At 61.0% G+C, this 11,735-nt stretch carries 15 protein-coding genes; 4 read left to right on the plus strand and 11 right to left on the minus strand.

The features are described from left to right. Window positions 1-13: 13 nt before the first annotated feature. From pth to lgt, 7 genes are all read right to left on the minus strand, one after another. Entirely contained in the window at window positions 14-616 is a 603-nt protein-coding gene (gene pth / locus NYP16_RS12445) for an aminoacyl-tRNA hydrolase (protein WP_274944479.1), read from the minus strand. A gap of 54 nt (window positions 617-670) precedes the next feature. Beyond that, window positions 671-1,273, minus strand: coding sequence for a 50S ribosomal protein L25/general stress protein Ctc (locus tag NYP16_RS12450; RefSeq protein WP_274944480.1), 603 nt, complete (start codon window positions 1,271-1,273; stop codon window positions 671-673). A gap of 217 nt (window positions 1,274-1,490) precedes the next feature. Then, window positions 1,491-2,450, minus strand: a complete 960-nt coding sequence (locus tag NYP16_RS12455) for a CsgG/HfaB family protein (RefSeq protein WP_274944481.1) — start codon at window positions 2,448-2,450, stop codon at window positions 1,491-1,493. Window positions 2,451-2,643: 193 nt separating this feature from the next. Then, window positions 2,644-3,585 (minus strand): ribose-phosphate pyrophosphokinase, encoded by a 942-nt coding sequence (locus tag NYP16_RS12460; protein ID WP_274944482.1) that lies wholly within the window; start codon window positions 3,583-3,585, stop codon window positions 2,644-2,646. Between the two features lie 87 nt (window positions 3,586-3,672). Beyond that, on the minus strand, window positions 3,673-4,452 hold the full coding sequence (gene pgeF / locus NYP16_RS12465; RefSeq protein ID WP_274944483.1) for a peptidoglycan editing factor PgeF: 780 nt from the start codon (window positions 4,450-4,452) through the stop codon (window positions 3,673-3,675). A 3-nt stretch (window positions 4,453-4,455) separates the two neighbouring features. Then, window positions 4,456-5,577, minus strand: coding sequence for a class I SAM-dependent methyltransferase (locus NYP16_RS12470; protein WP_274944484.1), 1,122 nt, complete (start codon window positions 5,575-5,577; stop codon window positions 4,456-4,458). Next, entirely contained in the window at window positions 5,574-6,395 is an 822-nt protein-coding gene (lgt, locus tag NYP16_RS12475) for a prolipoprotein diacylglyceryl transferase (protein ID WP_274944485.1), read from the minus strand. Before lgt ends, NYP16_RS12470 begins: the two co-directional genes overlap by 4 nt. 153 nt (window positions 6,396-6,548) lie before the next feature. Between lgt and NYP16_RS12480 the strand changes: the two genes are divergently transcribed. From NYP16_RS12480 to proC, 3 genes are all read left to right on the plus strand, one after another. After that, window positions 6,549-6,800 (plus strand): accessory factor UbiK family protein, encoded by a 252-nt coding sequence (locus NYP16_RS12480; RefSeq protein WP_274944486.1) that lies wholly within the window; start codon window positions 6,549-6,551, stop codon window positions 6,798-6,800. A gap of 228 nt (window positions 6,801-7,028) precedes the next feature. After that, window positions 7,029-7,535: a type III secretion system chaperone family protein gene (locus NYP16_RS12485; protein WP_274944487.1), complete on the plus strand. Its 507-nt coding sequence runs from the start codon at window positions 7,029-7,031 to the stop codon at window positions 7,533-7,535. Window positions 7,536-7,673: 138 nt separating this feature from the next. After that, window positions 7,674-8,534 carry a pyrroline-5-carboxylate reductase gene (proC, locus tag NYP16_RS12490; protein ID WP_346742529.1) on the plus strand — a complete coding sequence of 287 codons (861 nt, stop codon included), beginning with the start codon at window positions 7,674-7,676 and terminating at the stop codon, window positions 8,532-8,534. 6 nt (window positions 8,535-8,540) lie between these two features. On the opposite strand, the gene NYP16_RS12495 is transcribed toward proC, so the two are convergent. Then, the gene (locus NYP16_RS12495; RefSeq protein ID WP_274944489.1) at window positions 8,541-9,035 is read right to left on the minus strand and encodes a MarR family winged helix-turn-helix transcriptional regulator; all 495 of its coding nucleotides are present in this window, start codon (window positions 9,033-9,035) and stop codon (window positions 8,541-8,543) included. Window positions 9,036-9,189: 154 nt separating this feature from the next. Between NYP16_RS12495 and NYP16_RS12500 the strand changes: the two genes are divergently transcribed. Continuing rightward, a complete protein-coding gene (locus NYP16_RS12500; protein ID WP_274944490.1) occupies window positions 9,190-10,071 on the plus strand; it encodes a branched-chain amino acid aminotransferase in 882 nt (293 codons plus the stop codon). A 386-nt stretch (window positions 10,072-10,457) separates the two neighbouring features. Here NYP16_RS12500 and NYP16_RS12505 read toward each other — a convergent pair whose 3' ends face one another. From NYP16_RS12505 to pgsA, 3 genes are read right to left on the minus strand one after another with little or no spacing between them, the layout of a single operon-like run. Continuing rightward, complete coding sequence (locus NYP16_RS12505; RefSeq protein ID WP_274944491.1) at window positions 10,458-10,910, minus strand: molybdenum cofactor biosynthesis protein MoaE; 453 nt, start codon at window positions 10,908-10,910, stop codon at window positions 10,458-10,460. A 1-nt stretch (window position 10,911) separates the two neighbouring features. After that, a complete protein-coding gene (gene moaD, locus NYP16_RS12510; RefSeq protein WP_274944492.1) occupies window positions 10,912-11,166 on the minus strand; it encodes a molybdopterin converting factor subunit 1 in 255 nt (84 codons plus the stop codon). Between the two features lies 1 nt (window position 11,167). Next, window positions 11,168-11,716: a CDP-diacylglycerol--glycerol-3-phosphate 3-phosphatidyltransferase gene (gene pgsA / locus NYP16_RS12515; protein ID WP_274944493.1), complete on the minus strand. Its 549-nt coding sequence runs from the start codon at window positions 11,714-11,716 to the stop codon at window positions 11,168-11,170. Window positions 11,717-11,735 lie beyond the last annotated feature (19 nt).

An 11,735-nucleotide genomic window follows, 5' to 3' on the forward strand; every position in this document is an offset into this window, starting at 1 on the left:
ATCCCTTCCTCGATCAGTCTGATGTGGTTTTGGCCGCGCTTGCCGCCGGGTGGCGGTATCGAAGCGCGAGTTCACTGGTGAATTTGGCCCCGTCGTTCTCGGGCAGGACGGGCGCAAGCGCCGCCACCGCTTCGATCAACGGGTCGAGCCAGTCTTCGTCCGCGCGGGAGAAATCCGACAGCACAAAGCCGGTCACACGATCACGATGGCCGGGATGGCCGATGCCAAGCCTGACCCGGAGATAATCGCGTCCGATATGGGCGTCGATGTCCCGAAGGCCGTTGTGACCGCCCGCGCCGCCACCGCGCTTGACCTTGACCTGTCCGGGCAACAGATCGAGTTCGTCATGGATGACGATGACGTCGGCCGGATCAAGCTTATAGAACTGCATGGCCGCGCCGACCGCCTGGCCGGATCGGTTCATGAAGGTCATGGGCTTCATGACGATGGCTTTTTCCGCGCCGAGACGGCCTTCGGCCACAAGAGCCGAAAACCGTTGCCGCCAGGGCGAAAAGTTATGGCGGTGGACGATATCGTCCACCGCCAAAAAACCGATGTTATGCCGGTTATAGGCATATTGCGCGCCGGGATTGCCGAGGCCGACCACTAGCAGCATGACGGGTTACCCCCAACGCTGGAACATTCCGCCGACCTCTCGGATCGCTGCGGCTTAGGCTTCAGCCGCGGCTGCTTCTTCCGACTTCAGGCCGCTCGGAGCCTGCAGGGTGGCGATGGTGAAATCGCGGTCGGTGATGACCGGGGTCACGCCAGCCGGCAGGGTGACTGCGCTGAAATGAATGGTGTGGCCAATGTCGAGACCGGCAAGGTCAACGACGATTTCGGCGAGAATGGCGTTGGCCGGGCAGTTCAGTTCGACTTCATGACGCACGATGTTGAGTACGCCGCCACGCTTCAGGCCAGGAGAGGTTTCCTGGTTGATGAAGGTCACCGGGATGGCGATGGCGATCATTGCATCGCTCGACAGGCGCAGGAAATCCACATGCAGCGGCCAATCGGTGACCGGGTGCAGCTGAATGTCACGCGGCAGAACGCGTTCTTTCTTGCCGTCGATTTCGAGATCGAGGGTGTTCGAAAAGAAATTGCCGCGATTGATGACCTTTACGAGGTCGTTGCGGAACACCGAAATCGACACGGCGTCTTTCTTGTTACCATAGACGACGGCCGGGATATATTCGGCGCGGCGCGATGCGCGCGAGGCGCCCTTACCGAGTTTGGTACGGAGGGCGGCTTTGAGAACTTGAGTTTCTGACATGGTTCGCTCCTTGAATCCACTGCTATCCGGGCATTGCGCGGGCCACACCATGTGACCGCGATCCTCCCTCACGCTCCGCCTCCAAGGCTGCGGACACATGATTGATCGGGGGCTTGTACCCTGATTGGGCCTGAAAAACAAGCCGGGAAAGGGTTTGAGCAAAGAAGAGGGCGGCCGCACCTGTCAGGATGCGGCCGCCCTCAATCGCAAAGATACATTATTTTGCCAGTTCGAACATGATCGAGCTGACCCAGCCCTTATGGCCGAGCTCGTCTTCCACTTCCCACATCATGCCGTTCTTGTTGCCAGTGGGGTAAAGCGTCATGCCGGGATCAAGCGGGCGCACTGCGGTCGACCGCATGCTTGGTTCGGTATACATGCTGCTCGGCTTGGTCATCTGTACGGATTGCCGCACATTGCTGCCTGAGGCATCGCCTGACAGACCGCCGAACTGATCCACAAGCTTGGTGTAGGCGTCGAGATAGGCGAGGGTGATGACCTGGCCGATTTCGGTATTGGCATAGCCCGAAGCGCCGCCGCCGATGAGCGCGCCGCCGGTGAACAGACCGCCGCCAGCACCCCAGCCGAGGTCGGATTTCTTGGAATGGCCTTCCATGATGGCGAGCTGCTCGGACGAGCGCACGTCGGTCACCGTCAGAACCACGTCAGCGGTTTTCTTTTTGATATTGATGCCGCCCACCAGGCCGCCGACCGCGCCGCCCAAAAGGCCGCCGACGATGCCGCCGATGGCATTGCCACCGGAATTGCTGTTCTGCGACACGAGATCAGGCACCAGCACATAGTCCGCCGCCTTGACCTGGCCCTTGCCGATGTTCGAGCCGCCGCGAAGGTCGCCGCCCGATGCAAGGGCCCGTTCCTGCTGCATCATGGCCATGCCCTTGCCGCGATCGACGAGGGAGAAGCAGCCAGACTGCATGACAAAGACCTTAAGCAGGGCTTCCGGCGAACCGAGCTGATACTCGCTCCACCAGTTGCGTTCCGGCTCGGCGATGGCGATGGTGCCGATCTTTTTGTTGCAACGGGGGATTTCAGCGGTTTTCTGCGCCCTCTGCTGTTGAGCAGTTTCGGCGCGCAGCGGCATCTGGGCGCTGAGGCCGACGACCGTGGCAGCCATGGTCATCAAGCTGACCGTTTTACGCATGGACCTTTGAAGCATGATGGAAGTCCCCTTGTATGTTGACACCGTAAGTTGCGAAATATTTTTAAAGAAATCAATAATATCTCAGGGAAATGCGGATGCTATCGCATATCCGAGGGTGAAATGCCGTTTTTAATCCCGACGGGGAGTGTCCCGGCAAAATTTTGCCTGCGACCCAGAAGATCGCAGGCAAAATTATGGATTGGCGCTTTTAGTGGAACAGAACCGAGACCGAGCTTTCTTCGCTGATGCGCTTCATGGCTTCGCCGATCAGCGGGGCCATGGAGATATAGCGGATCTTGTTGCAGGCGCGGATGGCCTCGGTGGCTTTGATGCTGTCGGTGACGACCACGGATTCGATCGCCGAATTTTCAATGCGTTCAAGCGCCTTGCCGGACAGCACGCCATGGGCCACATAGGCGCTGACCGAGGTGGCTCCGGCCTTCATCAGGGCGTCGGCGGCGTTGCACAGCGTGCCGGCGGTATCGACGATATCGTCGACGAGGATACAGGCCTTACCCTCGACTTCGCCGATGATATGCATGACTTCCGAGACATTGGCGCGTTCGCGACGTTTGTCGATGATGGCAAGCGGCAGGCCGTCGTCACCAATGCGCTTGGCATGGGCCCGGGCGCGCACCACGCCGCCGACGTCCGGCGACACCACCACAAGATCATTGATGTCGAAGTTTTGCTTCACATCCTTCACCAGCACCGGCATGGCAAAGAGATTGTCGGTCGGGATATCAAAAAAGCCCTGGATCTGACCGGCATGGAGATCCATGGTCAAGACCCGGTCAGCCCCGGCCACGGTGATCAGATTGGCCACGAGCTTGGCGGTGATCGGCGTGCGCGGTCCGGGTTTGCGGTCCTGGCGGGCATAACCGAAATAGGGGATCACGGCGGTGATGCGGCGGGCCGAGGCGCGCTTCAGGGCATCGATGGTGATGAGCAGTTCCATCACATGGTCGTTCGCCGGATAGGATGTGGACTGAATAACGAACACATCCTCGCCACGGACATTTTCATGGATCTCGACAAAAATCTCATTGTCGGAAAAACGCCGGACATCGGCGCTCACCAAGGGCATTTTGAGATAGGCGGCGATGGCTTCGGCAAGCGGACGGTTACTGTTTCCGGCCAAGATTTTCATGCAGTCAATCCCGCGTCAGACGTCTGAAAGGTTAAATTTCGCGGACAATATCAGGCAGACCGGGCGCTGTAAATGTTCTCGGACAGGTTAAATTGGAGCGACCATGATTGCTGAAATCTGTCGTCCGTAATCGGCCTCGCCGTGATGGGTGGTGCGGCGGAAGCTGAAAAAGCGGCGGCTGTCGGCGTAAGTGTCAAGCTTTAGGTCATCCAGACCGCCGATGCCCTCGGCCAAAAGCCGGGCCGCGACAAAGCCGGGCAGGTCGAACTGGGCATGATCGCTGTCGCGTCCGGGGACGAAAAAGCGGGCGTGCCCAGGGTCCTGTTCAAGGAATGTAGCACGGAAAGCGGCGCTCACCTCATAGGACTCTTGCGCGATGGTCGGGCCAATGGCGGCCTGAATGCGGGAGCGGCTCGCGCCTAATCGTTCCATAGCCGTAATGGTTGCGCCAAGCACGCCATAGAGCGCCCCTTTCCAGCCCGCATGGGCCGCGCCAACGACGCCCGCCTGCGGATCAGCAAACAGCACCGGCGTGCAATCGGCGGTGAGGATGCCAAGGGCGATGCCCGGTCGATCGGTGACCATGGCGTCAGCCTCGGGACGGTTGGCGGCGTCCCAGGGCGCTGTCACATGAACAACGGCCGGGCCATGGACCTGATAAAGAGAACAGAGCGGCAGGTCAGTGCTGATCAGATCTTCGGCCAATCGCTCGACCACGCGGCGGCGGTTCTCGACCACGTGGGCCGGATCGTCGGCCGACCCCGGCCCGCAATTGAGGCTGGTGTAAACCCCGCGCGAAATGCCGCCCTGACGGGTGAAAAACCCGTGACGCAGCTTCGGATGCTCCAAAAGATCGCTGTGCAGCATGGGTCAGCTCTCTCCCTCGGGGGCAAAACCCGCTGATGGCGGCAGATCGGGATGACGCAGCGCCATCACTTTGAAAAGCGTGCCCATCTCTTCGGCTGCGGTCAAGCGGGTGAGGGCGGTGGCGATCTCGGCGGCGCGGGCGGGGCTTGCATTGGTGAGCCGCTCGGCGCGGGCGCGAATGCCGAGTCCAAGCAGGAAACGGCCCTGCGAAATCGGCCCGGCGACGGCGAGGCCGGCGTCTTTTGCGGCATTGCCGAGGGCGCTGAAATCCACATGGGCGGTGAGGTCGGCCTCACCCGGTTCGGTCAGCGCGTCGGCGAAATTGTTGCTTTTGAGCGCCTGCAGGGTGTCGCCATAGCCCGGCCGCTCATGCCCGTAATCGATAAAGAGCGCGCTGCCGCCATGGGCCTTGATATGGCGGGCAAGGTCGCCTGCGAGGGTGAGCGCTGCCGGGCAGAGTTCAAAGAGCGCCCCGGCATGAGCATTCGACAAGCTCGGAGGGATCAGCGCCTCAAGTGGGGTCGGGTTGATGGCGAGCGTCCAGTCGAGCTTGCCGCCGGGGGTTGCGTCCACCAGCCGCTCGCGCCAGCCGTCGGCGGTCATCACCAGCTGATGAATAGGCAGGGCATCGAGAAATTCATTGGCAAGCAGGATGACCGGGCTATCCCCACTCGCCGCGAGGGCGTCGGCGGCGCTTGCGTGCCAGTGAATATTGGCCACATCCTTGAGGGCGTCGCGCTGACGGGCCATGAGTTCGGGGCTCATCTCCACAAGCCGCACGCTCAGGGCCTCGCGACAGGCCGGCAGCACCCGGAGCGCACGGAGCGCATCGGCCATCAGCGTGCCCCGTCCCGGGCCAAGTTCCAGCAGCGTCACCTGCGGAGGTGATCCCATGGCCTGCCATTCGCTCGCCACCCACAGGCCGATGATCTCGCCGAACATCTGGCTGACTTCGGGGGCGGTGATGAAGTCGCCGCGTGCGCCAAAGGGGTCGCGGGTCATGTAATAGCCATGCACGGGGTCGCCAAGGGCGGCCGCCATGAAGCTTGCGACCGGCATCGGGCCCGCGCCACGGATGTCAGCGATCAGGCGCTGCGCCAAGGGGGTCATGCTGGATGCGGTCATGGTCTGAGCGGTGCCTTGCGAAAGGCCAGGATGATGATGACAAACCCGGCAAGGGCAATCGGCAGAGACAGCAATTGCCCCATGGTCACATGATCAAACAGGTAGCCCAGCTGGCTGTCGGGCTCCCGCACCAGTTCAACCACCACCCGCGCGGCGGCATAGCCGATGAGAAAAAGCCCGGTCAGGATGCCGGGCCGGTTGCGGCTGGCCGTGAAATGGAACAGCAGATTGAGGAGGGCGAACAGCAGAACGCCCTCAAGCGCCGCTTCATAAAGCTGGCTTGGATGGCGGGGCAACGGGCCGCCATGGGGAAATACCATGCCAAAGGGGGAGTCGGTGACGCGGCCATAAAGCTCGCCATTGATGAAATTGGCGACACGCCCGAAAAACAGCCCCAAAGGTGCCACGCAGGCAATGCGGTCGGTGAACTGAAACAGCGGGATATGATGCCGGGCGCAGAACCAGATGAGCGCCACACTCATGCCGACCAGACCGCCATGAAACGACATGCCGCCATCCCACAGCCTGAGCGCTGCCGCCGGATTCTCGGAATAATAAGGGAAATTGTAAAACAGCACATAGCCAAGACGGCCGCCGATGACGATGGCCAGCATGGCCCATAAGATGAAATCATCCAGATCGGTGCGCTTGCAGATAGGGGCCGGGATGCGGATCAGCCGGGTCATATAAGCCCAGCCGCCCAGAAGCCCGGCAATATAGGCGAGCGAGTACCAGCGGATGGCCAGCGGACCAATTTCCAGCAGAATCGGGTCGATCTGCGGGTAGGTCAATAATCCGGCAAGCGAGACTTCAATCATGAGGGCGACTGCTTTCTTGTTTGGGACGAAGCCATTGGCCGCAGTTGGCCGCGCCGCTCGCGGACTGTCAAGCATCTTGCAACAGAAGCGCTTGGCAAAAACAGGCGCAAGGGCCATAGTGCGCGGACCAGCCGAGACGATGGAGTGACGATCATGGTGCAGACGCAGAACAAGCTTTTTGACGATCTCGCCAAGCTTGCGACCGGCGCGGCCGGAACGCTGCATGGCGTCAAGGCTGAACTTGAGGGCGTCGTGCGTCAGCGCGTCGAACGCCTGCTCGCCAACATGGATCTTGTGACCCGCGAGGAATTTGAGGCGGTGAAGGCCATGGCTGTTGAAGCCCGGCGTGAAAACGAGGCGCTCAAGGCGCGCCTTGACGCTTTGGATGGCAAATCGGACGTCTGACCGTCTGTTCTTTCAATTTATTGCGGCATTTACACAGACTAGCTTTTGGCGCTGAAACCGCTATAAGCGTAGGTTTGTGACGTGTTGCGGTGAACCATCAATGCGATCTGACGTCTTGTAGGCCTATATCTGGTATGCGGGAGTTTGATTAACTCACTATCTTGATATTTACGCTGCAAGATCTTGTGTTCGGCGGATCGTGCGGTAAGCGAAAAGAGCCTCTCTGCCATGACGACTCTCTATATTGACGAAGACGATATCTCCACAAGTTCGGTGCTCGATCTGGTCGAGGATTATCTGACGGCTCAGGAATGGTCGTTCGAGCGCTTTGACGAAGAGGAAGTCACCGCCGTCGCCCCCGGCGCCTGGGGGGAAATTCATCTGCGTTATATGTGGCGCGAAGATGCCGGACTGTTGCAGATCGCGGCTGTTTTCGAAGCCCGCGTCCCGCTTCCGAAACGGGCTAAGATCTATGAGACACTCGCTCTGGTGAACGAGCGGCTGTGGCTCGGCCATTTCGAGCTTTGGTCCGATGAAGGCGCGCTCATGTTCCGCCATGCGATTCTCGTGACCGACAGCGAAGTGCATACGGCAGCCATGACCGAGGCCGTGACCCATGCCGCGATCAAGGAATGCGAACGCTTTTATCCGGTTTTCCAGTTTGTCCTCTGGTCCGACAAAAGCGCTGAAGAGGCCGTCGAGGCCGCCATGCTGGAAACCATGGGCGAGGCCTGATTCCGACGACAGTTGACCTGACAAGGCGGCACTCGCGCCGTATGGCGCAGTTGCACGCCATGATATCTTGAGTGAGTCTCAAGCTACGGGCACTCACAAGAATTGCCCGCATAAGATATGAAGGCGCGAGGAAATATGATGTCCGTGACCGAGACCACCGCCCCCTTGTTCAGCCGTTTCACTCCCGCCGCGCCCTTGCTGCTGATGGGCTGCGGACGTATGGGATCGGCCATGCTGGACGGCTGGCTGCAGCAGGGGCTTGATCCCGCCGCTGTCGTCATTGTCGAGCCATCGGACGATATCCGCGGCCATCTCGCGGGCCGTGCCGGTCAGCTTGCGGCAAGCCTTGCCGATGTGCCGTCGGACCTTCTGCCGCAACTGGTGGTGCTCGCCGTCAAGCCGCAGATGATGGATGGCGCGCTTGTTGACCTTGCTCCTTATGCGGCACGTGGCAGCGCCTTTTTGTCCATCGCGGCGGGTAAGAATCTCGCTTACTTCCGGTCCGCGCTCGGCGCAGCACCGGTGGTGCGCGCCATGCCGAACACCCCGGCCGCGATCGGTCACGGCATCACGGCGGCCATCGCCAATGACGCTGTGACGCCGGACCTCGCCGAGGTTGCGCGGGCTCTGTTGTCGGCGGTGGGGGCCTTTGTCTGGCTTGACGATGAAAAGCATATGGATGCGGTGACGGCGGTCTCCGGCAGCGGCCCGGCCTATCTGTTTTATCTGACCGAATGTCTGGCGGCGGCCGGTGTCGCGGCCGGCTTGCCGCAGGAGCTGAGCTTTCAGCTCGCGGTTCACACCATGGCCGGATCGGGGGCCTTGTTGGCTCACTCCGGCGACAGCCCGACGGCGCTCCGCGAAGCGGTGACAAGCCCGGCGGGCACCACGGCGGCGGCGCTTGATGTGTTGATGGGTGAAAAGGGCCTGTCGCCGTTGATGCGTCAGGCGGTCATGGCGGCCACCAAACGCTCGCGCGAGCTTGGGCACGTCAATTAACCCGGCTCAGGACTTGCTGACAAAATCCTGAATGGCAGCGCGGTTCTCGGGGTCGGTAAGACCAAGGAGCACGCGCCAGAATCCGGCCACTGCATCGGCTCCGGCCTCTTTATAGGCGCGGATGACGCGATCGCGTTGCAGGGCATGCAGCTGACGTTCGAGCTCAGCCCCCTTGTCGGTCAGATAGAGCAGGCGCTGGCGGCGGTCGCGGCTGCCCTTGTCCTGTCGCACATAGCCCTCGTCGATCAGCGAGCCGAGAACGCGGGACAGACTTTGCTTGGTGATGCTGAGGATGTCGAGCAGTTCGGCGACGGCCATTCCCGGGCGTCGTCCGACAAAATGAATCACCCTGTGATGCGCGCGGCCGAAGCCATATTCCGCCAGGGCCTCATCCGGATCGGAGACGAGATCACGATATGCGAAATAAAGTAGCTCAATTCCCTTGCGAAGTTCCTCGTCACGCAAGAATTGTGCGGGTGCCATAGTCTTTAAGTCAGCCATGTTGACACATTTATAGGCGAATGATACGCATCTCAAGCAAATAATGCGGCATAGAGCCTAGGGATACTGTCTGTCGCGTTCCGCCTGCGTCGTAGCGTATGGGCTGGAACAGGGCACACCGGACTCCGCCGCGGGACCCCAACGAGGTGACAGCATGAGTCTTATTCCTTTCGACGATCGTGACGGCTTTATCTGGTTCGACGGCAAGCTTGTGCCCTGGCGCGATGCGAAAATTCATGTGCTTACGCATGCGCTCCATTATGCGAGCAGCGTGTTCGAAGGCCAGCGCGCTTATGGCGGCGAAATTTTCAAGCTGACCGAGCATAGCGAGCGTCTGCATAAGTCGGCTGAAATCCTCGATTTCAAGGTGCCCTATTCGGTTGCGGAAATCGATCAGGCCGCTCGCGACGTGCTGAAGGCCAATAATCTGACCGACGCCTATCTGCGTCCGGTGGCCTGGCGCGGGGCGGAACAGATGGGCGTGGCCGCTCCTCTGACCAAAACTCATGTGGCCATCGCCGCCTGGGCCTGGCCGAGCTATTTCTCCCCCGAAGCCAAGCTGAAAGGCCTGCGCCTCACGGTGTCGCGCTGGAAGCGCCCGGCTCCCGACAGCGCCCCGACCAGCAGCAAAGCCGCCGGTCTTTACATGATCTGCACGCTGTCAAAGCATGAAGCCGACCGCGCGGGCTTTGATGACGCCATCATGTTCGATTATCGCGGTCAGGTGGCCGAGGCGACCGGCGCCAACGTCTTTTTCGTCCAGGACGGCAAGATCCATACCCCGACCCCGGATTGCTTCCTTGACGGCATCACCCGCCGCACGGTGATCGACCTCGCCAAAAAGCGCGGCATCGAAGTCATCCAGCGCGCCATCATGCCGTCGGAAATGGAAGGCTTCGAACAAGCCTTCCTCACCGGCACCGCCGCCGAGGTGACGCCCCTGCGCGAAATCGGCCAATATAATTTCGAAGTCGGCACCATCGCCCAGACGCTGATGAAGGATTACGACGATTTCGTGAATGGCCGTCTGGCCTGATCGCGGTTTTCTGAAATGATCAAACCCCGCCTAGAGTATTCTGGGCGGGGTTTTTTGTGCGGCTTCATGCTTCGAGACGGGCTTGCGCCCTCCTCAGCACGAACGGAGAGTTTCATACCTATCCCGTTCGTGCTGAGGAGCGAAGCGTCTCGAAGCATGAAGCCGCACCGGCGCAAACTTCTATCGGACGGTGTGCTCCAGCGCGCGGTGGAGAGACTGGATTGCTTCGGCTACGCCTCGCAATGACGGATAGGACATGAATTGTCATTCCCGCGAAGGCGGGAATCCAGGGGGGCGGCACGGCCTGCCCGGGTGCGGAAGAAAGGCTGGATCCCCGCCTTCGCGGGGATGACGGGGTGGGGGCGGGGTTACCAGATGCTTTATCTCTACTTAGGTTCGCTCCAACGCGCGGCGGCGGCGTCATCCTGGGCTTTGGCTTCGACCCAGCGGGTGCCGGAGGCGGCGGTTTCCTGTTTCCAGATGGGTGCGCGGGTTTTGAGGTAGTCCATCAGAAAACTTGCGGCCTCGAAAGCGGCGGCGCGGTGGGCTGAGGCGGTGGCCACAAAGACGATGACGTCGCCCGGCACCATGGGGCCGACGCGATGGCGGATCATCACGTCGGCGAGGCCAAAGCGGGTCATGGCGTCGTCTGTGATGCGGCCAAGCTCGCGCGCGGCCATGGCCGGGTAATGTTCAAGGGTCAGGCCGGTGAGGCCGTCATCGGCGCGGGCGCGGCCGGTGAAGCTTGTCACTGCGCCTGTGTTCGGACCGAGCCCGGCTTCGAACCGGCTGAGTTCCGCGCCGGGATCGATGACCTCGGGGCCGATCTGGGTCAGCATGTCAGCCTCCGGTGACCGGCGGGAAGATGGCGATTTCGTCGCCGTCACGGATAGGGTGGTTGAGATCCACGTGGGTTTCATTGACGGCCACGCGCAGCCGGTCATGGTCGGCCAGCGCCTCGGCCGAGCCTGCGTCCCGGGCGCTCAGATAGGTGATGAGGCTGGCCACAGTGGTGACGCCCGCAGGCAGCGGCAGGGTCTCGTCGGCCCGGCCGATCTTTTCTCGCACCCAGGCGAAATAGAGCAAGGTCACCATATCAGGTCATGTATTTGAGACCGGCGCGCAGATAATCATAGCCGGTGTAAATGGTCAGAATGGCGGCGATCCACAACAGCGCGGTGCCGATGTCGGCGGCGGGCAGTCCGAACGGCGCTGCCTTGCCGATGATCAGGAACGACAGCGCGAAAATCTGCACCGTGGTTTTCCATTTGGCAAGCTGGCTCACCGGCACACCGACCTTGAGTTCGGCCAGAAACTCCCGCAGGCCTGAGACGAAAATCTCGCGGCTCAGAATGACCACGGCGGCCAGCACATCAAGCCCGTTGATGCGGCTGAAGGCCACCAGCATGATGATGGCGGCGGCGACCAGCAGCTTGTCGGCGATGGGGTCGAGAAAACGCCCCATGGCGGACACCAGGTTCTGGCTGCGGGCCACATAACCGTCGAGAAAGTCGGTCACCCCTGCCAGCACAAACAGGCCAAGCCCGACCCAATGTCCCCATGCCCCCGGAAAATAAAAGGTGGCGATGAACAGCGGGATGAGCGCGATCCGGGACAGGGTGAGAATATTGGCGAGATGGAACATGAGTTGATCAGGATCTTGG

The organism is Govania unica (assembly GCF_027920805.1).
GTDB lineage: Bacteria > Pseudomonadota > Alphaproteobacteria > Sphingomonadales > Govanellaceae > Govanella > Govanella unica.

What these genes read in the sequence shown, in the direction of transcription:
- pth (WP_274944479.1), bottom strand. Translation starts at nt 616, where the DNA reads ATGCTGCTAGTGGTCGGCCTCGGCAATCCCGGCGCGCAATATGCCTAT.
- NYP16_RS12450 (WP_274944480.1), bottom strand. Translation starts at nt 1,273, where the DNA reads ATGTCAGAAACTCAAGTTCTCAAAGCCGCCCTCCGTACCAAACTCGGT.
- NYP16_RS12455 (WP_274944481.1), bottom strand. Translation starts at nt 2,450, where the DNA reads ATGCTTCAAAGGTCCATGCGTAAAACGGTCAGCTTGATGACCATGGCT.
- NYP16_RS12460 (WP_274944482.1), bottom strand. Translation starts at nt 3,585, where the DNA reads ATGAAAATCTTGGCCGGAAACAGTAACCGTCCGCTTGCCGAAGCCATC.
- pgeF (WP_274944483.1), bottom strand. Translation starts at nt 4,452, where the DNA reads ATGCTGCACAGCGATCTTTTGGAGCATCCGAAGCTGCGTCACGGGTTT.
- NYP16_RS12470 (WP_274944484.1), bottom strand. Translation starts at nt 5,577, where the DNA reads ATGACCGCATCCAGCATGACCCCCTTGGCGCAGCGCCTGATCGCTGAC.
- lgt (WP_274944485.1), bottom strand. Translation starts at nt 6,395, where the DNA reads ATGATTGAAGTCTCGCTTGCCGGATTATTGACCTACCCGCAGATCGAC.
- NYP16_RS12480 (WP_274944486.1), top strand. Translation starts at nt 6,549, where the DNA reads ATGGTGCAGACGCAGAACAAGCTTTTTGACGATCTCGCCAAGCTTGCG.
- NYP16_RS12485 (WP_274944487.1), top strand. Translation starts at nt 7,029, where the DNA reads ATGACGACTCTCTATATTGACGAAGACGATATCTCCACAAGTTCGGTG.
- proC (WP_346742529.1), top strand. Translation starts at nt 7,674, where the DNA reads ATGTCCGTGACCGAGACCACCGCCCCCTTGTTCAGCCGTTTCACTCCC.
- NYP16_RS12495 (WP_274944489.1), bottom strand. Translation starts at nt 9,035, where the DNA reads ATGGCTGACTTAAAGACTATGGCACCCGCACAATTCTTGCGTGACGAG.
- NYP16_RS12500 (WP_274944490.1), top strand. Translation starts at nt 9,190, where the DNA reads ATGAGTCTTATTCCTTTCGACGATCGTGACGGCTTTATCTGGTTCGAC.
- NYP16_RS12505 (WP_274944491.1), bottom strand. Translation starts at nt 10,910, where the DNA reads ATGCTGACCCAGATCGGCCCCGAGGTCATCGATCCCGGCGCGGAACTC.
- moaD (WP_274944492.1), bottom strand. Translation starts at nt 11,166, where the DNA reads ATGGTGACCTTGCTCTATTTCGCCTGGGTGCGAGAAAAGATCGGCCGG.
- pgsA (WP_274944493.1), bottom strand. Translation starts at nt 11,716, where the DNA reads ATGTTCCATCTCGCCAATATTCTCACCCTGTCCCGGATCGCGCTCATC.